The sequence below is a fragment of the Fibrobacter sp. UWB1 genome, from assembly GCF_002210325.1.
Classification (GTDB): Bacteria; Fibrobacterota; Fibrobacteria; order Fibrobacterales; family Fibrobacteraceae; genus Fibrobacter.
The window spans coordinates 1-22122 of record NZ_MWQL01000031.1 but is presented as its reverse complement, the minus strand read 5'-3'; the positions used below and the strand labels follow the sequence as shown (position 1 = coordinate 22122).

Below are 22122 nucleotides of genomic sequence, written 5' to 3'. Positions count from 1 at the left end.
CGATGGTGCCGATGTTGCAGTGCGGCTTGCTTCTGTCAAAATGTTCTTTTGCCATTTTTTCCTCTTCTTCAGCAGAAGGTTTATCGCTTCGAATCCTAGGAACGGCGCGGGTTAAACGCATATTCCTGTTATTTCGCAAAGCATAGGAAGCGGTACTTTGCGAATTTTGCCGAACAAATTTAGCAATTTCAAGGAATTTTTCAAGGATTTTTTTTTGCTTTTTCGCCCAAAATCGCGGATTTTGACCATTATCGAGCCGTTTTCGGCCTTCTGGAAGTCAACGCAAGCCTCAAACCCCTTTTTACAGAAAATGGCGTTTTTAGCCCAATTTCAAAGGTTCAATATTTTAATCCTACATAAACTCCAACTTATCAACAATTTAAACACAGCGTCACCCTTGAGCTAGACAGACCCTCGATTTATCAACAACTTTTTTGTAAAAAGATTTTTACTTAACAAGAATTTACATTGCGGACGTCCCTGTAAACTTTTCCTCACGTTTCGGAACGGCCGAAGAACACTAATATATTGTACTATATAATTTTACATCGTTTTTTGTTTTTTTTATCTATCTTGTGCCTTGAGTGTTTATGGGAGCATGAGGAACTTTATGAAGAAGAAACTTTTTACGCTATTGCTGTCTGCAGCAGCGGTCGCCTTGATTTGCAATTGCGGCGACGACGCCGTAATCAATGCCGACAACAACAGTAACAGCAGTCGCCCCATCATTGTCAGCCAGCCCTCTTTTTTGTATAGAGATGGCGACACCAACTACATTATCGACGCCTACGGCTTTGTGACTAACGAAGCCGGCGACACGATCGCGCTTGCCGATATTGCAACCGGCCTGATTGTGGCCCTGGACAGCCAGAGGACCATTATTGCGCAAAACGTCAATTTCGCCGAACTGGAAATCTTGTCACCGACAATCATTACCGAAGCCGCGTGGGTTTTGCACGCCGACAAGAACTACGTGATTCACCCCATGAACCAGCATGGCGTCGTTATCGTCACGGACGCTTCTGGAGCAGCAATCGGCTCGATGATTTTCAAGACTGGTTCCGATGGCGTCCCCACGACTGTCGGCGATATCGTCGACCTGGAAGGAAACGTCCTCGTCGGCAACGTCGACTTGAATGACCTCAACATTTACCAGCCCAACACGAACCCGGTACCGGTGCCGGTCGAAAGTTCTTCGAGCAACGACAACCCGGGTCCAGGCCCTGTCCTCACCTCTTCTAGCTCTGTCGAGAACCCGGGCAACTCCAGCTCCTCGAAAACGAATTCTACGTCCAGTTCTTCGAAAACGAAATCTTCGAGCTCTGCCGCAAAGTCCTCTTCGAGTTCCGCCAAGTCCAGCAGTTCCTCTGCAAAGAGCAGTTCTTCTAACGGCGGAAGCGGCGGATGCCCGGTTATCAAGGTCAAAAGTGGCGGCTCAACCGGTAGCGGTTGGGCAACCCGTTACTGGGACTGCTGTATGCCCCACTGTTCATGGCCCGAACATGGCGGCCAAGCCAAGGTATGCGATTCCAGAGGCAAGAACCCCATTGGCAACGGTAGCGGCAGCGTCTGCTCCGGCGGCGGTGGCGCCGCTTGCACAAGCCAGATTCCGTTTACGGTGGACGGCTGCGAGGAATACGCTTTTGCATTCGCGGCAGTGCCGGCCTCTAACGGTGGCGACTGCGGTAAGTGCTTCCAGTTGACCTTCACTGGCGAAGGCCACTATAGTTCCACGAACGGCAACACCAGGAAACTCAAGAACCAGAACAAGAAACTCATCATCATGACAACAAACATTGGTGGTGATGTACAACAGGGTCAGTTCGACATCATGATCCCCGGTGGCGGCGTCGGTATGTTCAACGGCTGCGCCAATATGGGCTGGGGCGCGCAGGGTGAGCAGTACGGTGGCCTTCTCTCCGATTGTGAAAAGGAAACGAACTATTCCGCAGGAAAATACGCAAGCTGCCTGACCGAAAAGTGCAACAAGTCCTTTGCAAACGACGAAGAAGCCAAGAAGGGCTGCCTCTTCCTTGCCACTTGGATGAACGCAGCAGGCAACCCCGAACACAATTACGTGGAAGTGGAATGCCCCGAAGTTCTCAAGAAAAAGTACTAATCCACTAGCGTGAAATTCTGAAACATTTAGCCCCGGCAAGCCGCCGGGGCTTTTTTCAGCAGATCAACTCCCCTTTTGACTTATTTTTTTTTACGTGTCTTTTGGGACTGAATAAGCTATTTTATAGGTCGGATGGAATTGGAGCGACTTTCGATACGGAAGTCTTATTTTCAACACGTTTGAGGATGTTTATGAAAAACCGATTCCTTAAGTCCGCACTGGCCTTGAGCGCAGTTTTGGCTTTTGTCAATTGCTCCGAAGAAGCAACCGACGCAATCAACAACAATTTGAATGCCGATAATGGAACCGAACAGGTCCAGCCCAATGACGTGGCTTGGCTTCTCGATATCGGACAAGACCTCCTGATTTATCCTGCAGGCATCGTAACCGACGCTAACGGCAGCGTCGTCGGAACAATCACGTTCAACGAAGACGGCCACACCGGAAGCATCACCGCCCCGGACGGCACTCCTATCGTCGACAACATTGACGTAAGCTTGCTGGAAATCACCACGCTTGAACAAGTCAAGGCAAGTAACACCAGTATTCCCGCATCTTCGGCGACAACAAGCACCCTGACCTCTTCGGCAAATGCAACAACTACCCCCGACCCGCTCTCTTCCGCAAGCGTACTGCCGGGGCTCTCTTCTGCAACGGATCTGCCGGGAACGTCTTCGGCTAACGTGCAGCCGACATCTTCCGCCGATGTGCAGCCGGGCATTTCTTCGAGCGTGAACAATTCCGCAAACTCCTCGTCTAGCCAAAAGCAAAGCCAGAGCAGCAACTCGAATGCACAGCAGACCGTAGGCAATATCACCGTAACCGGAAACTTGACCCAGACGGTCGCCAAGGGCGGATCTATCAGCAAGGTCACCTTCAGCGGCGTGGAATCAGAACCGCAAAGAAGCTGGACACTGCATTTCTTGCAAGCAAACTACGACAAGAACGCCAAGACCTACACGCTGGAAGGTTCTGTCCCCGATTACTGGGACCAGGCCAAGGCAACCGAAGAAATCACTATCGGCGGCCAGAAGTTCTCCTTCGTCTTGACCGTTGACGGCGCCGCTACGGCAAAAAGCTCCAGCAGTACGGCCAAGTCCTCCAACAGCGTGCAGTCATCCTCTTCTCAGCAGCAGCCCAAGTCAAGCAGCTCTGTCGTAAAATCTTCTAGCTCCGTCACCCCGTCTTCGAGCAGCGTAAAGTCCAGCAGTTCGCAGAACACCAATACCAACGCCTCTGCAGAAGAAGCCAAGTACCTCAACGCAGGTGTAGGCGGACAACCAGGATGGGCAACCCGCTACTGGGACTGCTGCATGCCCCACTGCGCACAACCCGCACACGGCGGCACGGCTAGGACTTGCAGCGCCAATGGGGGAAAGACTGTCATAGACAACAACAGCACCAAAAATATCTGTCAAGAAGGCGGACAGGGTGCCACCTGCACCAGCCAGATTCCTATTATCGTGAGCGAAAAGCTGGCCTACGCATTCGCAGCAACTCCCGGTAACGACAACACCTGCGGCAAGTGCTTCGCCCTCACCTTTACGGGCGAAGGCAAGTACGAAACCAAGGAAAATCACAAGAAACTCAAGGGCAAGACACTTGTGGTGATGGCATCGAACATCGGCTACGATGTAGCCGGCGGTCAGTTTGACGTGATGATTCCGGGTGGCGGATTCGGAGCCTTTAACGGATGCGCCCAGATGGGCTGGAATATCCCGAGCAACACCACGACATACGGGGGTTTCCTCAGCGACTGCGAAAACGAATCCGGCTACGACGGCGACGTATACTCCAAACGCAAGGAATGCCTTACCAAGAAGTGCAACAGCGCCTTCGCAAACGACACCGAAGCCAAGGAAGGCTGCCTCTTCTTGGCAACCTGGATGGAAGCAGCAGGCAACCCGAACCACACCTACAAGGAAGTGGAATGCCCGCAGGCACTCAAGGCGAAATACTAATCCCATAGGTGCCAAAACGCTGAAACTTTTGGTCCCGGCAAGCGCCGGGGCCTTATTTTTTTGTGAGCCAAATCGCATAATTGATTGACTTTCAATTTTTTACGTGAATTTTCTTGACAATTAAACTATCTTTTGCGTCGGATGGAATTGGAAGGACTTTCAAATGAAAGTCTCATTAGTTTTATTTGAGGACACTTATGAAATACCAATTCCTGAAGTCCGCTCTGATCCTGGGATCCGTTCTGGCATTCGTGAACTGCACCGATGATGCTACTGACGTCATCAGCAACCTCGATCCCAACGCTAATCAACCTTCGGAAAACGATCCAAGTGCCATGCCGGCAGACGATCCCTGTTGGCTCATCAACGCCGACCAGCCCTACCTCATCTACCCCGCAGGTATCGTGACGGACCTCAAGGGAAATCCGGTCGCGACATTCGTATTTACCGATGAAAACTATACGACCGGCAACATGATTGCCGCCGACGGTTCTACCATCATCTTGAACAACATCGCCCTGGATAACCTCACTGTCGTTACCCGCGCAACAGCCTCCATGGCCTTGCCGCCGTCTTCTTCCGCAGCCATCGAAACCCCGGCCTCGTCTGCAGACGTGACTCCGACGGTTTCTTCGAGCAGCACTGGAACCACTCCGACCAGTAGCGAAACGGCCGCAAACAACGACAAGAGCTCATCTTCTGAAGAAAAGCAGGTTGCGACTTCTTCGGCCACCCAGACCCCCATTACCGACGGCAAGGTCACGATTACCGGTAGCCTGACCCAGACGGTCGCCCAGAAGGCATCTACGAGCGAAATCAAGTTCAGCGGTCTTTCCAACGAACCGACTCGCCTCTCCTGGAACGCCTACTTCCTCGAAACCAGCTACAGCAACGGCACCTATACCGTCAAGGCTATCACCGTGCCCGAATACTTTGAAGTCGGCGAAGTGAGCGAATTCTTCAAGGTCGAAGGCAAGGATTACGAATTCAAGATTACCGTGACCAAGGCCGGCAGCGGAAGCACCTCCAAGTCTTCCAGCAGCCAGCAACAGCAGAAATCTTCCAGCTCCCAGCAGGCCAAGTCCTCTTCTAGTCAGCAGGCAAAGTCCAGCTCTAGCCAGCAGGCAAAATCCTCTTCTAGCGTCCAGCCGGTTTCCTCCAGCAGTAAACAGGTTGTCACAACGGGTTGCCCGACCATCAAGACTAAGGGTGGCGCAAGCGGTTCCGGCTTTGCAAGCCGCTATTGGGACGGTTGCAAACCGAGCTGTTCCTGGAAGAACAATGCAGGTAGCGCGGGCCCTGCAAAGCAGTGCAGCAGAGACGGCAAAACGGTTAGCACGAATTACGACGAACAGAGTGTCTGTAGCGGTGGTGGCGCCGCTACCTGCACAAGCCAGATTCCGTTCACGATTGACGGTTGCGACAACATCGGTTTCGCCTTTGCAGCAGTTCCTGCATCTAACGGTGGCCAGTGCGGCAAGTGCTTCCAGCTTACCTTTACCGGCAAGGGCAAGTACGAAACCAAGGGCAACCATAAGAAACTCGAAGGCAAGAAGCTCATCATCATGGTCACAAACATCGGTGCCGATGTGAACCAGGGCCAGTTCGACGTGATGATTCCGGGCGGCGGCGTTGGCCTTTACAATGGTACCTCCGGCTACAACTGGGGATCTCAGGGCGCCCAATACGGCGGACTTTTGACCGATTGCGAAAAAGAAGCCGGTACTGCAGGCGATGTCACCAACAAGCGCAAGGAATGCCTTATTAAAAAGTGCAACTCCTCTTTCGGCAGCGACACGCAGGCCAAGGAGGGCTGCCTCTTCCTTGCTAACTTTATGGAAGCAGCAGGCAATCCGACCCACAACTACACTGAAGTGGAATGCCCCGAAGTTCTTAAGAGCAAGTACTAATTTTTTCTTAAGCTGAGAGAAACACCCGTTGGCTTTTGCCGACGGGCTTTTTTATATTTAAAGCATAAAGGAGTGTTTTCGGATGTTTGGAAAATTAAAAGTCATATCTTTGGCTGTATCCTTGGCTGCATCTGGCACGATTGCCGCCAATGTTGCCTGCGTCGGCAACAGCATTACCGAGGGCTACGGCATTGACTGGGGCGTAAAGAAATACCCCGACCACTTGCAAGACCTGATGCAGCCGGGCGATTCCGTCGCAAACTTCGGGACATCGGGAAAGATGTTCTACAAGGAGAGTGGTGAATCTTACTGGGTACAGGGAAAAATCAAGGAAGCGCTAGCCTTCCCCGCCGATATCGTGGTGATCGAGCTTGGCACCAATGACAGCAAGCTATTCTACTTTACCTACTACAATGTCACGGTGGACATGTTGAAGCCCTCTTACGAGGACCTGCTCGACACCTTTGCCCACCTGCCCACAAGTCCCGAAATCTATGCCACGCTGCAGCCTTATTCCAACAACGTGGAATGGGGCATCATGGATACCTCGATTGTCAAGTATATCAATCCGCTCATCAAGGAAACCGCGATAGAAAAAGGCGTAAATATCATCGACTTGCATACGCTTTTCAAGACACCGGACTGGTTCCTTGCCGATAGCGTCCATCCTAACACCAAAGGCGCCCAGGAACTCGCCAAAATCGTGAACAAGTATATTGCCATGGCAAAGCCGACTTTAACCCAGAATACGTCGGCATTGCAGGTAAATGGCACGCATTATGGTATCCGCTGGTACAGGGACGGCAAGATGATCGAAGGCGCCAACAAGGAACAGCTTTCGCTCAGCGAAAAAGGCAAGTACAAGGCCCTCGTCAAGGTCGAAAACGACAACGATTCCTGGCTAGTAAGCGAAGAAATCGAAGTGACTGACTTGGGCGGGTCAACAGGCATCGCCAAGGGCAATAAAAACGCGGCGCAGCCGAAACTGCGCAAGCTACGTCATAAAGTGGATGTAAAAGGCAGACGGGCTGAATAAGCCTGGCGTCTTTTATTTCACGTTCTTATCCAAGAAATCAAACATCTTTTGATAAACGGTGTCACGGACTGGTTTATGCGAAAGAATAAGGTCATGAAGGCCGCCCTCAATTTGTTCGAGCTTCACATTCGGGCCAAGGTTCGCCCCGTATTCATGGATATGTTTCACATCCAGCACGCCGTCGCAGTAGGTATATTCCTCGCTCCAGTCGTCGTCGCGGTAACTGCAACCGCTATGCATCACCAAAACTGGAGGCATGAGGTGTAAACCCTGTTGGATACGGACATGCCCCTGGTGGATCGCATGGAGCCAGCCCAAATCGATTGGCAGGCTACCCGGGACTTTAAGATTGTGGTCGTAATCCCATTCTCCGCCCTCGGACTTGTGCAGACTCTTGTCGTAGTTCAGGTTTTCACTACGCGGAATACCGATATCCGGAAACACGCCCCCCAATGCGGAAAGCACGGGAACGGCTAAACGACGCACAGGCCAAACGTAGTTCATTTCGAGAAACGGACTATTCAGGACAACGGCAGCGATTCCCTCGCCATTTCGCCTGTCCGCGGCATACAGACATGCGATAAGCCCGCCGGTGCTATGCCCCATTAACACAAACGGAACAGAATCGCCCTCGGCTTCGCGAATCATGGAGATTGCGGAGTCGATTTCGGCATAGTATTCCGAAATGTCGCGAAGTTCCCCAATCGTCTCGCCCGAGCGATACGAACGGCCATACTTGTGCAAATCGATTGCAAAAAAAGAATAGCCCGCGGAATCTACCTGTTGGGCGAGTTCCTGTTGGAAAAAATAATCGTTAAACCCGTGTATGTAAAGAACAGCAGCTTTTGGAACACGTGAAGAAACAGAATCTTTTACCGAATCGAATGGGTAACCGACAAGCGTTGCATGAAAGTTCTCCGCCTCAAATTCATGCATTTTGAAGGGTTCACCGAGGAATTTATCGGTTTCCCACGTAATATCCTTTGCAAAAAGGGCCAAAACTGAAAAAAGGACGATACTACACAATCTCATACAATGAGGCAATATAATTTATTGCGCCCACGGGCAAACATAAATTTTTCATATAAAGCTTTTTTTTATTTGATAATGCCAACTATCGTTGGCACGTTTTTCGTGGTTCCGTTTTTACAATTGAAATATGTTCGATGAAAACGTCCACAAAAATGCCATAAAAGAGCTTATTGCGTTTTTGAGGACGAAGACTACCCAGAAGAACATAGCCTTTTTCTGCGATGTTTCCAGAGAATACATAAGACGGCTCGGAAAAGGCGACGGGATTCCCTCGATCATGCTATTCTTCAATATGCTCGATGCGGCAGGGGTAGACCTTAACGAAGGCACAAACCTCTATATCGACCTCCTCAAGAAACAAAAAATGGCCCTTGCCGCCGATCACGCAAAGGGCCTGGAATATGTCAAGAAACTAAAATCGGGAAAAATCCGCCCGAAGAAAAACCCCTAGAAGAAGTCTACGTTAAACCAGCCTAATTTGCCATCTTCAGAAAGAGTGATTCCGCAAGCGACCTTGGTGTAGCTTGTGTTTTTCATATTCAGGTAGTGACCGATATAGGGGTAATCCTCGCTCTTGTTCGGATCGCGCTCGCCACTCGTAACAAGCGCCTTTTCTTCTTCCCACATCATCTTGAGGTAGTATTCGGCAACGGCAGTGGCGTTCTTTTGCCAGCTAGCGCTGAAATTCGGCCCGCTGTTCTGCGCGAATTCACCGCAATCGCCAAAATGGCCATGAGCCTTGTTCGAGGCAAGATCGTCGGCGGACTGCTTGTCGGCACAAGTCTGCTTTTCTTGTGCCGCGAGCGTGAGCGGTTTCAAGTTTTCGGTAGCGCGGTACTCGTTGATTTTGGCAAGGCAGTCTTCGCGCCAGCCTTCGTTTATAAACGCATTATCCGAAGCGGAAGAAGCCGCAGCCGAAGAGCTCGACACATCTTTTACCTTCTCGGAAGAAGAAGACTTTTCCTTCGATGCAGAAGAACTCGACTCGGCGTCTGCAGAAGAGCCGGATTCCTCAGAATCATACGCTTCTACCCTAAGCGTGTCGATTTTCGAGGAACTGGAAACACTCTTGTCCGTGGCACTCGACACTTTGTCCGAAACGGGGATATTGATTTCGTCGCCGGTATCGATATTGGCGTCTGCACCCGAGGAAGAATCGTCGGAACAGGCGGAAAGGCCGAATGCCATGGCAAACGCGCATGGCACTGCAATCGAATAGAATTTCTTGGTCATCATCAAACTCCTTTTTTGCGGGAAACCCCGCTCTTTATCTGAAAATATAATTCTGAAAGGAATTTGGCAAGCGCCCTCCCTCTTAACCATGAGCAACCTTCGTTCTACTCCCTATCGCCTACTGTCTACTTCCTACTATATTTCTATCTTTTATCCCCGTGATTCAGATTCAGAACATTTCGAAGTCTTTTGGTGAACAGGTGCTGCTTGACGGCGCCAGCATGCTTGTAGGCGACCATGAACGCGTGGGCCTCGTGGGCCGCAACGGCTGCGGTAAGTCGACCCTTTTCAAGATGATTCTCGGCCAGGAATGCATCGATGGAGGCTCCATCGACATTCCCAAGAAATACACGCTGGGTTACCTGCAGCAACACCTGAACTTTACGCACGCCACGGTTCACGAAGAAGCCTGCAGCGTGTTAAAGCCCAATGAAGACGGCTGGATCGAGGAACACAAGGTCGAAGCGATTCTGTTCGGTCTGGGTTTCGACGAAGAATCCATGCACAAGAGCCCCTCGCTCCTTTCGGGCGGTTTCCAGATTCGCCTGAACCTGGCGAAGGTCTTGGCAAGCGAACCCGATATGCTGTTGCTTGATGAACCGACCAACTACCTGGACATCGTGTCGATGCGCTGGCTCAGCCGATTCTTGCGCAGCTGGAAGGGCGAAGTGCTCTTGATTACCCACGACCATCACTTTATGGACGAAGTCTGCACGCACACGGTAGGCATTCATCGCCACAAGATGCGCAAGGTCAAGGGTACGGTAGAAAAGCTCCGCGAAACCATCGCCGAGGAAGAAGAAGTCGCCCAGCGCACGCAGGAAAACGAGGCGAAAAAGAAGGCGCAGCTCGAACAGGTCATCGAACGTTTCCGCTACAAAGCCGCAAAAGCCGCCATGGTGCAGTCCAAGATCAAGGCAGCGGCAAAGCTTGCTACCGGCGAGCGCCTCACCCACGAACGCAACCTGGATTTCAGCTTTACCGAGGCAGGTTTCCCCGGCAAGCGCATGCTGCAGATCAAGGGTCTGACTTTTGCCTACCCGAACGGCCCGGAGCTCATTACCGACCTCACCATGGAAGTCTTCAAGGGCGACCGCATCGCAATTATTGGCCCGAACGGACGCGGTAAAACGACGCTCCTGAACCTGATTGCAAACGAGCTCAAACCTGTCGCGGGCGAAATCGCTCCGAATCCGAACGTGCAGATTAACTATTTCGGACAGACGAATATCAACCGCCTGAATTTGGACAACACCGTCGAAGAAGAAATCGCCTCGGCCATCGTCGAAGTTTCGCAGAAGAGCCGCGCCCGCGGACTTGCAGGCCTAATGATGTTCAGCGGCGATGCCGCGTTAAAGAAGGTGAAAGTCTTGAGCGGTGGCGAACGTAGCCGCGTGCTCCTCGGAAAGATTCTGGCAACTCCCTGCAATATGTTGCTGCTTGACGAACCGACGAACCACTTGGACATGGAATCCATCGAAAGCCTGATCGACGCCCTCGAAGATTACGAAGGAACCGCGATGGTGGTGACCCATGACGAAGAACTGCTGCACGCATTCGCCACAAGGCTCGTCGTATTCGACGGCGGCAAGTGCCGCGTGTTCGAAGGCACCTACGCCGACTTCTTGGAGAAGGTGGGCTGGGCGAGCGAAAAGAAGCCGGGCGGTTCTGAATCCGCAAACATCAAGGTTTCAAACATCGACGTAAAAACGGATGCACCCACCAGCGCCCCGCGCGCCAAGGAAGACCGCAAGGCCCGCGCCGACTACATCGCCGAACGCAGCAAGATTATCAAGCCGCTCGAAAAGAAGCTTGCCAAACTCGAAGAAGACATCGCAAAAGCCGAAGCCTTGGGTGGCGAACTCGAAGCCAAGCTCGTGACCGCCTCCGAAACCGGCAATGGAGCCGCCATCACCGCAATCGCAAAGGACATGGACGACAACAAGAAGAAAGTCGACCAGCTCTACGAAGACTGGGAAAAAATCAGCGCCGAACTCGAAGCCGCGAAAGACAAATGGAAATTATAAAGACCGCTCGGCTCTGCCTCATAAAATAAAATGTGATATCGCCTCGCTCTCGTAACCGCCCCTGTTTAATAACAGGGGCTTTGTTACTCACAATGACCGTTTGGCTCTATTACATTAATTATGATGTTTAAAGATTTTCTATTCCGGAGACGTCGTCGGGGACGTCTTGACGCATGACCATGAGCACGGCGTTCTGCGAAATAATGACATAGCGCTCGCCCGCCACTTCAATCTCATGACCGTTGGCATGCAGGTACAGGGCCTCGTCGCCTTCTTTTACCTGCAGCGGCAAGTACTTGACTTCGTCGGGAGATTCCCCGCGGAATACGGCATCGCTGTCTTGCGTCACAGGCAGCGGATACCCCGGCCCTACCTTGACCACTATACCCGTATGCACGGCGTCGTGTTCGCGAACGCTCGGGGGCAGATAGAGTCCGCTCCCGGTCTTGTTCGATGCTTCAAGGGGCTTAATCAAGATTCGGTCACCAATGACCACGATATTCTTCAAGGGATCCAGCATACCCTAAAGATAGAATTTGCGCGCTTTGCTATAATGTAAGGCGTGATATTCGTTATCCTGTGGACAATCATTTTCGCCTTTCTGGCTGTTTACCTTGGGAGAAGCCCCAGGGTACGCAGTTGGCTTAAATTGATTTTCAAAGCCCCCAGGGTCTGGCGTACCATTATTGCAAGTGTAGCGCTAGTGGCCGCTATTGTCGTCACGTATCTTATGATTCCTGAATCCGTCGAAACGCGGATCAGTGAAAGGAGCCTGTTCGAAGATTATGCGGCTGTCGCTGTCATGAAACTGGATTCGGTGGGGGCACTCAAGGTCGATAACGATTGCAATATGCAGCACCCGGAACCGGAACTTGCCTACGTGCTCCCGCTAATAGTTGGCGCCTACAACGAGATTGTGGAAAAGCCCACTACCCCTATTGTAACTCGCCTGGACGACACGCTCTATTTCACCATGAGTGGCTACAGGCAATTCAAGAACAGGGGCATTCGGCTCAACAGGCTTTTGCAGAAAAAGTTGGGCAAGCGCTATAAGATGCAAATCGTGAGCGAAGGTTCAAGCCACACGCTCGTCGTGACCTACGACGGCGAACCTTGGGATACCGAACAGCTCACGGCGCTTCCCGTGATGGAGGCCGCGCAAATCCACCACCTGGATCCGGCCCTATTGATGTCGCTGATACAGCATGTCTCGAATTTCAACTTTAGCTACCGCGGTCGCAAGGATTCCAGGGGCATTCTTTCGCTCAAGGAAGGCGAAGGAATCGAACAGATCTTTATCGGGGCGGAACGCTTGGGCAAAATGTTTCAGGTGGGCGTGAGCCAAGAAAACGCCGTGGCTACATTCTACCCGGATCCCGAAATCAATTCCAAGCCCGAAAACTGGAGCAAGTCGCCCCTTACCAAGAGCTGGGTCGACCAAGTGCTTTCGGATGTGGAATTCTACCACGAAAACGGTTTAAACCGTTTCGCCGACTGACGCTATCTCGTTAAGTAGAAACTTTCCGGATTGATGGAAATGCCATCGATGCGGACTTCGTAATGCAGGCCAATGCTTGACTGCGTGCCGCTTTCGCCAATCAAGGCGATGGGCTGCCCACGATGAACGTGTTCGCCCTGCTTTACCAGGGCCTGACCCAAGTGGGCGTAAAAGGTGCGCACGTCGTGGCCATGGTCAATTTTTACAGCAAGGCCGAATCCGCGATGCTTGCGGACTTCGCTCACGGAGCCTGCACCGGTCGCAAATACGGTATCGCCTTCGGCTGCCACGTAGTCAATGCCCCTGTGCGGCAGTTCGCTGTCGGTAAAGGGGTCGTAAACGATCTCGAAACGCTTCTTGACGGCATGGTTGTTGCGCATCGGGTGCAGCACGGGAATCTTTTCGGCCGCCGCGGAATCGCTTTCCAGGGCCGCCAGGAATTTCTTGAACGTCATTTCCACTTCGTTCACGCTCTTGCGCTTTTGCAAAATCGAATCATCCATCGCGGTGACACTTTCGAGCACAAAGCCAAGGCCGCCCACCATCAAGGCGCTGTCGCGGAGCACGCGGGTTTCCTCGGCTTTCAAAATAGATTCGTCGACCGAGGCGCGGATTTCCTTGAGTTCCTTTTTAATGGCCGCGTTTTGCTTATAGACGTTGGTGATATTCCCGCTTGTTACGTTGTCTAAAATCTGCCCCGGCGAAAAGAGAATAAATCCCAAGATGGCGGCCACCACGCCCACTACGGCAACAATGGCTCCAATCAGCGAGAACTCGTAACTTTTACCCGACGTGGTCTTGGTCGGGAATACATGGACCTCAAGCTTCTTCACGTTCAGACCCTGTATTATCGATTCGGTTGCGCAAGGATTCAATGACGCGCTTTTCTTCTTCAATCGCTCCCAGGATTTCGACGACCGACGGATCGTCCTTGATGGTATTCAAAAGGTCATCGCGAACGGCCCCGTGGAGCTTTTGTCCAAGAGCCTGGAAGTGTTTTTTGAGCTTAGATTCCTCGGCAGCCAGTTCCACCCTTAAAAGGGCGGTGGACGCATAATTCAATGCCGTATTTTTTAACTTATTTAGCGTTTTTTCAGCCATGCTTAATTCCTTTTGTCCGTAAAAAAATTAGTTTTTTACGCGTATAAAAAATGGAGAATATCTATGAGTCGTAGCGATCGTAGACGCGCAAAGCAAAATGCGAAGCAATTTACACCCAAAAAGGCCAATGCCCTGGACCCGAAGATTATTGCAGTCCTTGGCGCTCTTGCCGTTATCTTCTTCGTCGGAACCATGCTTATCCAAAGAGGCGCATAAATGAAGTTCAATATCAAGAAATCCGTATTGCAGGAAGCGCTCCAGATTGCTATCAGCGCCATCCCCAATAAGTCCACCCTGCAGATCCTCAACGACTACTCGCTGCGTCTCGAAGGCAACACTCTCGAAATTTGCGCTACCGACTTGAACCTCGGTGTGAGGATTAAGCTAGAAGTCGAAGGCGAACGTGACGGCGAAGCCTTGATCAACGCTCGCAAGTTCTCCGACCTCGTGAAGGCCCTCGTGCCTAGCTGCGAAAACGTGAGCATCGACGTGCAGGATCACTTGACCCGCATCAAGTGGAGCGAAAAGGGCCAGGCCTCCATTACGAGTTTCGATGCCAGCGACTTCCCTCCGTTCCCCGAAGTCGAAGGCAACACTCTTACGCTTGCCGCCAGCGAACTTGCATTCCTGGTCGAAAAGACCGCATTTGCCGTCTCTACCGATAACACCCGCCAGAACCTGAACGGCGTGTTCATGGAAGCCAAGGACGGCAAGATCTCCATGGTCGCTACCGACGGTCACCGCATGGGCCGCGCAAGCATCGAACAGGAAGGCGCAAACCTCGAATCCGGCGTGATCGTTCTCCCGAAGGTCCTGCAGCTCGTGCTCCGCCTCGCCAAGAACGAAGACTCTGTCGAAATCTGCACCACCGAAACCCACGTGCTGTTCCGCATCGGCGCAACGCAGATCATCTCCAAGCTTATCGAAGGTCCGTACCCGAACTACCGCGCCGTGATTCCGCAGAATTTCGAACGCACCGTTCAGGCTAACGCAACCGAACTGTTGGACAAAGTCCATTGTATCTTGCCGATGGCCAATCCGCGTACGCACCAGATCCGTTTCCAGATGGATGGCAACAATATGGAACTTTCCGCTACCGACCCGGATGTCGGTGGCGAAACCCGCGAAGCTTTGGCTGTGACACACAACGGTGAAGGCAGCTTCAGCATCGGCTTCGACGGCCGTTACTTCTACGAAATCCTCGGCATGTGCAAGAGCGAAGAAGTGGTGCTCAAGATGAACACCCCGATCGGCGCCTGCATCATCGAACCGGTTGGCGACGACATGGGCTTCAGCTTCTTGCTGATGCCGCTCCGCCTTGCCGACTAAGGATTGAACGGGTTGTAAACAAATTAAAAGTGGTTCGCGAAAAGCGAGCCACTTTTTTAATAATCCGGAATTCAAATTACACTTCAATCGTCACGCGACTGATTTTATTTTCGTCTTTCTTGACGCGGACGATTTTATCAATCTTGTGTTCGAGCTCATTCACATGGCTAATGATTCCGACCAGGCGATTTTCGCCGGCAAGGCTTTGTAGCGTATTGATAGCGAGTTTCAAGCTTTCATCATCAAGAGAGCCGAAACCTTCGTCCACAAACATCGTGTCGAGCTGGATTCCGCCGGCAGAACTCTGCACCTCGTCGGCAAGGCCCAAGGCAAGCGAAAGCGATGCCAAAAAGCTTTCGCCGCCGCTAAGCGTTTTCACCTCGCGTTCCTTGCCGCTCGAATGGTCAAGCACGTTCAAGTCAAGCCCGCTTTGGCTCCTGTTATTGGAAGCATCCTTGCGGCGAACCAGTTCGTACTGGCCGTTCGAAAGAAGGCGAAAACGGATATTTGCCCGACTCACGATGCGGTCAAAGTAAGATGCCTGCACGTAGGTTTCAAGCATCACCTTGCTTGAGCCCGAAAGCCCGCCGTTTGCGGTATCGGACAGATTCCTGATCCAGGCGCGCTTGCGAAGCTGCTCGCCGAGCGCACCGACCGTCTTGCCGATTTGTTCGAGCGCGCTCTTGTTACCCGCAAGACGGGCAGAAACTTCGTTCTGCGAATGCGCAAGCGCATTGTGCGCCTCGGCGGCCTGATTGCGGCCCGCCTGCAATGCAGCAAGGTCATACTCCGGAGCGCCTTCCAGTTGCTTGGCAAGCGCATTCTTGCCCGCATTCAATTCATTCACGCGCGATTCGCATTCAGTATAGTCGGCCGTCGCTTTTTCCAGTTCACGCTTGGAACAGTCAAGCACAGCCTGCGTTTCGCGAATCTGCTTCTCGGCCGCGGCCTTGCTTTCGAAGGCGAGTTTCTTCAACAATTCCTCGATGGCATTCCTGCACGAAACCAATTCGGCCTTCAAGCCCGAGATTTCTTTTTCCTGATCCGTTACAGCCGACTGTAACTTTTCCAATTCCGCACGCTTTTCGGGAATATTCTTTTCCAGGAAAGTCTTCCGCTTTTCACGCTCTTCTTCCTTGGCAACCGCTAATGTCAGCGCAGCCATCTTGTCGCGATTCTCGGCATACTCCGTATTGCCACGCTCGCGGGCTTCTTCCAGAGTACATTCTCCAAAAAGTTCCTGTACCAGCGACTGCACCGCCGATCGTTTTTCCTCGAACTTTCCCTTTGCCTGCGAAGCTGCCGCACTCTTTTCGTTGCGATCCGCTTCAGCCGTCGAAACGGCCTTCTTGAGTCGTTCCAATTCCGCCTGGCTCGGAGCCTCCAGTGACTTGCAGGCCTTATGCGGGTGATGCGTAGAACCGCACACAGGGCAGGGTTTGTCATCCACCAAAGTCTCTGCTATGATTCCGGCCTGTTCGTTCAAGAAGGCCCGGTTTTTCGCCTCGTAATCGTCACTGATTTTCTGGTAGTCAGCATCGGCAGCAAGATACGCTTTTTTCGCTCTCTCGAACGCATCGTTCAGCGTAGACAATTCCTTGACGTTTTTGCCCACCTTCACCAAGTCATCTTGCCTACCCGAAAGCTTATCGAGCTGGGCAACCAATTCCTGCTTCCTTGCGCCCACATCGCCAAGTTCCGACACTTCCCTTTCAAAATCCGTAATAATCGCCCTGGTATCGTCTACGAGCAGGCGATTCTTCTGCAGTCTTAATTCCGTCTCTTTGACGGCACCTTCCTTTTTCAGCGCTTCGCCGCGGAACAATTCCAGCTTGTCGTATTCCAGAAGCGAATTCCTGAGCGTCGTAATGCTTTCTTGCAAGCTGTCACGTTCAGGTTGCTTGCTTTCGGCAGCAAGCTTCGCTTCTTTCAGCGGGGCAAGCGAAGGCAGAATCCTTTCCAGTTCGTCACTTGCCTTCTTGAGCGCATCGCGCGTCTTTTGAACATTCTGTGCGCGGCCAAGTTCCTTGTCCATGTCGGCAAGCTTTTTGGCGCTTTCTTCAAGTTCGGCCTGGACTTTTTTGAGCGACAGATTGTCTTCGTCAAGAATAGCCTGCGTCATATCGCAAACGCCTTGCCAGTCCGCAATCTGCCTCTGGGCCGCCAAATTTTTTTCCTGCTCCAAGGCGTCTGCCTGGGCCGAATTTTCGCCGCACTGGATTTGTGCAATCATCGTGCATGCAGTCGATTCGCTGTCGCTGCACTGCCGATCCATTTCGTTTGCGCGCTTCTTGAGTTCGTCTTGAAGGGCGTTAAACTTGTCCGTCTTGAAAATCTTGCGGAAAATTTTTTTGCGTTCATCAGTCGACGAAAGCAACACCTTCATGAAATCGCCCTGGGCGATCATCGCGATTTTGGTAAACTGGTCGCGATCAATCCCGATGATTTCTTGCACTGCGGCGGCAACATCCTTTTCTTTACTCACAGAACGGCTCGCGGGCCCCTGCTTGCCACTAGATTCAGGATAATAGAACGTGACAGAAGCCGCTTCTTTCGTAAAACCTTCGCCGCGGGCTTTCGGCCGAAGGTATTCGGGATTGCGCACAATGCGGTATTCCTTTCCCGCATACACGAATGTCAAATCCACTTCGGTCTTCGTTTCGGGCTTTGCGTTCAGGCAGCGGAACAGCTTGGAATCGTCGCGGCTGTCGCCGCTCGCCCGCCCGAACAGGGCATACGTAATCGCATCGAAGATTGTCGTCTTTCCGGCACCGGTATCGCCCGAAATCAGGTAAAGCCCGCTCGCACCGAGCTTGTCCATATCGATAAGCGTGCGTTCTGCGTAAGGGCCAAAAGCCGAAATAATCAGTTTAGTCGGTCTCATTTAGCCTCCCAGATACCATCGATCATGTCGCGCACGAATTCGCATTCTTCTTCGTTCATTTCGCGCTTGGTCATGTCTGTAAAGAATTCCGAGAAAAGCTCCATCGGAGTTTTCTGTTCTACCTTGCCCTCGCCAACCGTAATCTTTTGATTGCGGGTACGCTCGTTGTCGTAATCGAGCATCATCAGGTTCGGGTAAATGCCGCGCAGCTTCAAGGCGGCGTCAGGCACGTCGTTTTCATCCGTGAGCTTCACGTAAACGTAATCGTCCAGCTTGAGCCCGTCGGCCAGTTGCCTGCGCTGGAAATCCGGCGACACGAGTTCCGCAAAAGTTCCGCGGATTTCGCGCACGTCATGCATCGGCGTAAGCGGAATTTCGCGCACATCGATATTGGCAAGCCCCATTTCCGTCTTCACGCCTAGCTCGATAACCGTCAAAGACTTCTTGTGGTTTGCCTCCGACAAGGAATACTTGAGCGGCGTTCCGCTGTAACGCACACGGGCAACTCCGGCAGAATCCTTTGCCACATTCTGCGGTTTGTGGATATGCCCGAGCGCCACATAGTCAAAACCCTCGAAAACCGAAGCATCCACGTTGTCGAGGCCGCCCACGTTTTCTTCGGAATCGCTACGCTCCGCACCGGTCACGAACTGGTGCGAAAGAAGCACGTTGCGACGCCCCGGCGTCAAATGCATCTGGGCAATCGCCATACGCATGGCAGACGTGTAATCGGTCACCTGGTCGCGTTCCTCGTCATAAGACAGGCATGCGCGCACGGCGGCCGGACGCACGAATGGGAGCATCCACACATCCACCTCGCCAAATTCATCCTTGAGCGTGACAGGCGTAAAGGCACCGGAATACACCTGCGACATGTACACGCCTCGGGTCTCCATCAGCCGCCCGCCAAAGGCGATACGTTCTGCGGAATCGTGGTTCCCGCTCAGCACGAACACCTTCGTACCCGTTCTAGAAACCTGCACCAAAAAGTCATCCAGCACGGCAACCGCCTCGGCGCTCGGCACCGACTTGTCGTAAACATCGCCTGCCACCAAGAGCGCATCGGGCTTTTCAGTTTCTACCGCATTCAGGATTTCGGCCAGAATATGCCTTTGCTCGTCGAGCATCGAATGCTCGCACACGCTCTTGCCGATATGCAAGTCCGCCGTATGGATAAACTTCACAAAAACTCCTCGTTACGTTCTATCTCAATTATCGATTCAATATAGAATTCTGTAAAGTCCAAAAAATGACATTTTTCGATTTTCGTTCATTTGCGAATAAACAAAAATTTCTATTATGCCTTCCAGAAGGATCATGCAAAATAAGAGGGTATAATGCAATTGGAACCGTCGAACATCCCAAGCTACTACAGCCGCCTGGTCATGGCCAAGAACCAGGGACACTTTTCGATTGCACGCGCACTCCTTGACATTATCGTGAACGCACCCGCCCCGGATACCTCTACTCCGGCAGGCCTCAAGGCTCTCGAAAAAATGAACCAGGCCAAGGGACATGCCGACGCCGTGAACGCAGGCAACGATTCCGGCACCGTGCCGCCCGCAGGCGAAGTCGAGGAATGGGCCGGATACGTGGTGCAAAACCCGCCTATTACCAAGAAACTCGCCCTCGCCCTTGCGCAGTACTTTAGACAGGCCAACAGCTTTGAAGCCTGCTACGAAATGTACCAGAAGGCAAACGAATTCGAAATCGGCGACACCACTGCTGCCGAAAGTGCCGCCCTGCAAGAAACCCAGAACGGCACGCTTGCAAACCAGTTCGGCCAGAGCTGCGAAAATGCCGGCGACTATGCACACGCCGCCGAATGGTACAAAAAGGCAAAGGCCGCAGGCTGTGCAAGCGCAAACGATTCCCTGGAGCGCATGAACGCCCTCTACGGCATGGCACGCTATTATGCCCCCTGGATCAAGATTGCGACCGCAACGGGCCGCAAGGGCCTTGCAGAGGCCATCCAGAATATCGTGAAGTCCGACCCTAAGCTTTCGACAGCCATGGTCGAAGAGATCAGCGTGGCAGAATCGGCCGTGCCGCCCTGCTACGAAGAAATCGAATACTGGGAACAGGAATTCGAACGTTTCGCCAAGTTCAGCGACTGCGACAATGCGGCATTCGCCGGTCTCTACGTCGCAATCGGAAACATCCTGGAACGCGCACACATCTACAATCTGGCACTCCGCTGGTACAAGAAAGCCGTCGTGAATCACCCGACGGCAAACCAGGACGCACACCGTATGCTTCCGCTCAAGAGCAAGTCAGAGCCCATGCGCGACGCCGAAGACATCTACGACGCCCAGAGCCCGATTCCCTCGCTCTGGAAATCGTAAGCGCCTATCGTAGGCTAGCAGCCTACAAACAGCAGCACAAGACTTGATACAAAAATAACGACGCCCCAAATAGTTTCGACAATGGGACCGAGTTTCTTGATTTTGACTTCGTTGTTTTCCATAACACACCTCGCTTTGCAAAGGGCGCACCCTATTGCTTTGCCAACCATTTATCAAAGTACAATATGCACTAGACAAAAACCCATGCGATACAAAATTGCAATGGACATTTTGTCAAAGTTCCAGATTGGAATATTCCACTCTGTATTAATTTGTAAGTAAAAAAGAAGGTCCCGGAAGCAGGCCAAACAAAAAAAGGGGAAGCCTACCGCTGCCCCCCACGCCCTAATTTTATTGTTAAAATTTTTTTGATAATTGACTAGTTTTTGGCCAAAGGATTATCTTCGTCCATTACGCAACGGATAGACTTAAAAGAATCCTTATTCCAGTCCACAGAATGTGTCTCATAGGCAACACTCAGAATACTCATGCTATAAGCGAATTTTTCTTCACTTTCAGCAGGAAGCCACATGTACGTAAACTCATGTATGCCGCTATATCCATTCCCACTCGGAATAATAGCCAAGCCATCAGAATTACGTCCAGCGTTCTCTTCCCACAGAATTTTTGAACGAATATCGCCATTGGCGTATCTCCACTCCCTCTGGTTCATAATATGCCAGCCATCGGGGCAAATTCCCTGCCAAATGGCATTCAAATATCCTTCACCAGAAATAGGACTCCGCTCTTTTGTTATTGCCTTGCACGCGTCATTACTATCCACAGCAACAGAATCGCAGACCTTGGGCAAATTCATAGCCTCGGCCCATGTATATAGACCACCAAAGTGGTTGTCACAGAACCATTCGTCGTCTACGTAGCATAGTTTTTCGGTCACACTATCGTCAAATTTCGTCGTGCCACTAGGAATCATCTTGCCATAATTCAAATTTTCGGCCATTACATAAAAAGTCGTAAACGCATCAAAATCTTCTGAACGGCCTTCAAATTTTAAATACCTATACTTGCGACCATCACGCGGGTCTTCGAATTCAAAATATTTTCCATTGTAACCCGCAAACAAGCTATCCATATTCGGGTGTTCTTTATTTTTTTCGATAGCAGCAAGAGAGTCAAGCGAGTCCCTATTAAGAACATGGTCGAGAGCCCACCATCCATCTTTGCAAATGTAATAATACACACCACTAGCCTCATCGCTAGAAAGGGTATCCCCATCATCACACACTCGAAATTCTTCCTCGCTACTACTCGACTCGACCACCGACGAGCTGCTATTCTTGCCACTTACGGAACTAGAAGAATTCTTCTCCGCCACCGAGGAACTGGAACCGAGCTCCTCATTGCTACTCGACGAGATTTCACCGATTGGATCGGGAGCGGAGCTACTAGATTCATCGCCACATGCTGCAAGCATGGCTAAAAGGAACAACGACGCAATAAGAAATTTCACAAGAATACCTCCACGATTCCCAAAATCAGGCACCGACAATATAGATAAAAACCGCGGCCCGCGGGTATAAAAAAAAAGGAGCCCTCCGCCTTTTTGGCGAAGGGCTCCGTGAATCCAGCGACGACCTACTCTCCCGGGCCCGTGGGCCAGGTACCATCGGCGATGAGGGGCTTGAC

Annotated in this window: 18 protein-coding genes; 10 read left to right on the top strand and 8 right to left on the bottom strand. The window is 51.8% G+C overall.

All coding sequences use genetic code 11. The features are described 5' to 3' along the window. Window positions 1-610 precede the first annotated feature (610 nt). From B7988_RS14370 to B7988_RS14355, 4 genes are all read left to right on the top strand, one after another. On the top strand, window positions 611-2119 hold the full coding sequence (locus B7988_RS14370) for a glycosyl hydrolase family 5 (protein WP_088658422.1): 1509 nt from the start codon (window positions 611-613) through the stop codon (window positions 2117-2119). 191 nt (window positions 2120-2310) lie between these two features. Then, the gene (locus B7988_RS14365) at window positions 2311-4080 is read left to right on the top strand and encodes a glycosyl hydrolase family 5 (RefSeq protein WP_249269023.1); all 1770 of its coding nucleotides are present in this window, start codon (window positions 2311-2313) and stop codon (window positions 4078-4080) included. A gap of 197 nt (window positions 4081-4277) precedes the next feature. After that, a complete protein-coding gene (locus B7988_RS14360; RefSeq protein ID WP_249269022.1) occupies window positions 4278-5990 on the top strand; it encodes a hypothetical protein in 1713 nt (570 codons plus the stop codon). A gap of 82 nt (window positions 5991-6072) precedes the next feature. Beyond that, entirely contained in the window at window positions 6073-7026 is a 954-nt protein-coding gene (locus tag B7988_RS14355; RefSeq protein ID WP_088658420.1) for a GDSL-type esterase/lipase family protein, read from the top strand. A gap of 12 nt (window positions 7027-7038) precedes the next feature. On the opposite strand, the gene B7988_RS14350 is transcribed toward B7988_RS14355, so the two are convergent. After that, entirely contained in the window at window positions 7039-8025 is a 987-nt protein-coding gene (locus B7988_RS14350) for an alpha/beta hydrolase (protein ID WP_073322845.1), read from the bottom strand. 160 nt (window positions 8026-8185) lie between these two features. Between B7988_RS14350 and B7988_RS14345 the strand changes: the two genes are divergently transcribed. Beyond that, entirely contained in the window at window positions 8186-8509 is a 324-nt protein-coding gene (locus tag B7988_RS14345; protein ID WP_088658419.1) for a hypothetical protein, read from the top strand. On the opposite strand, the gene B7988_RS14340 is transcribed toward B7988_RS14345, so the two are convergent. Then, window positions 8506-9294 (bottom strand): CAP domain-containing protein, encoded by a 789-nt coding sequence (locus B7988_RS14340; protein ID WP_170930677.1) that lies wholly within the window; start codon window positions 9292-9294, stop codon window positions 8506-8508. The two genes, B7988_RS14345 and B7988_RS14340, sit on opposite strands and share 4 nt — an antisense overlap. A gap of 155 nt (window positions 9295-9449) precedes the next feature. Here B7988_RS14340 and B7988_RS14335 point away from each other — a divergent pair, with 155 nt between their 5' ends. Beyond that, window positions 9450-11318, top strand: coding sequence for an ABC-F family ATP-binding cassette domain-containing protein (locus tag B7988_RS14335; protein ID WP_088658417.1), 1869 nt, complete (start codon window positions 9450-9452; stop codon window positions 11316-11318). Between the two features lie 127 nt (window positions 11319-11445). Here B7988_RS14335 and B7988_RS14330 read toward each other — a convergent pair whose 3' ends face one another. Next, the gene (locus B7988_RS14330; RefSeq protein ID WP_073058309.1) at window positions 11446-11838 is read right to left on the bottom strand and encodes a co-chaperone GroES family protein; all 393 of its coding nucleotides are present in this window, start codon (window positions 11836-11838) and stop codon (window positions 11446-11448) included. A gap of 129 nt (window positions 11839-11967) precedes the next feature. Here B7988_RS14330 and B7988_RS14325 point away from each other — a divergent pair, with 129 nt between their 5' ends. Beyond that, complete coding sequence (locus B7988_RS14325) at window positions 11968-12816, top strand: hypothetical protein (RefSeq protein ID WP_141225697.1); 849 nt, start codon at window positions 11968-11970, stop codon at window positions 12814-12816. A 2-nt stretch (window positions 12817-12818) separates the two neighbouring features. Here B7988_RS14325 and B7988_RS14320 read toward each other — a convergent pair whose 3' ends face one another. Both B7988_RS14320 and B7988_RS14315 read right to left on the bottom strand, forming a co-directional pair. Continuing rightward, on the bottom strand, window positions 12819-13649 hold the full coding sequence (locus B7988_RS14320) for a M23 family metallopeptidase (protein WP_088658415.1): 831 nt from the start codon (window positions 13647-13649) through the stop codon (window positions 12819-12821). Beyond that, window positions 13636-13917 carry a hypothetical protein gene (locus B7988_RS14315; RefSeq protein WP_073322833.1) on the bottom strand — a complete coding sequence of 94 codons (282 nt, stop codon included), beginning with the start codon at window positions 13915-13917 and terminating at the stop codon, window positions 13636-13638. The genes B7988_RS14320 and B7988_RS14315 overlap by 14 nt, the downstream gene beginning before the upstream one ends. A 63-nt stretch (window positions 13918-13980) precedes the next feature. Between B7988_RS14315 and B7988_RS15120 the strand changes: the two genes are divergently transcribed. Both B7988_RS15120 and dnaN read left to right on the top strand, forming a co-directional pair. Then, entirely contained in the window at window positions 13981-14133 is a 153-nt protein-coding gene (locus B7988_RS15120) for a hypothetical protein (RefSeq protein WP_163414572.1), read from the top strand. Further along, window positions 14134-15246, top strand: a complete 1113-nt coding sequence (gene dnaN / locus B7988_RS14310; protein ID WP_073322831.1) for a DNA polymerase III subunit beta — start codon at window positions 14134-14136, stop codon at window positions 15244-15246. A 76-nt stretch (window positions 15247-15322) separates the two neighbouring features. On the opposite strand, the gene B7988_RS14305 is transcribed toward dnaN, so the two are convergent. Both B7988_RS14305 and B7988_RS14300 read right to left on the bottom strand, forming a co-directional pair. Further along, window positions 15323-18130, bottom strand: a complete 2808-nt coding sequence (locus B7988_RS14305) for an SMC family ATPase (protein ID WP_088658414.1) — start codon at window positions 18128-18130, stop codon at window positions 15323-15325. After that, complete coding sequence (locus B7988_RS14300; protein ID WP_088658413.1) at window positions 18127-19314, bottom strand: exonuclease SbcCD subunit D; 1188 nt, start codon at window positions 19312-19314, stop codon at window positions 18127-18129. The genes B7988_RS14305 and B7988_RS14300 overlap by 4 nt, the downstream gene beginning before the upstream one ends. A gap of 153 nt (window positions 19315-19467) precedes the next feature. Between B7988_RS14300 and B7988_RS14295 the strand changes: the two genes are divergently transcribed. Next, a complete protein-coding gene (locus B7988_RS14295) occupies window positions 19468-20475 on the top strand; it encodes a hypothetical protein (protein WP_088658412.1) in 1008 nt (335 codons plus the stop codon). Window positions 20476-20854: 379 nt separating this feature from the next. Here the strand turns inward: B7988_RS14295 and B7988_RS14290 are convergent, their stop codons facing one another. Further along, window positions 20855-21946, bottom strand: a complete 1092-nt coding sequence (locus B7988_RS14290; RefSeq protein WP_141225696.1) for an FISUMP domain-containing protein — start codon at window positions 21944-21946, stop codon at window positions 20855-20857. Window positions 21947-22122: the final 176 nt, after the last annotated feature.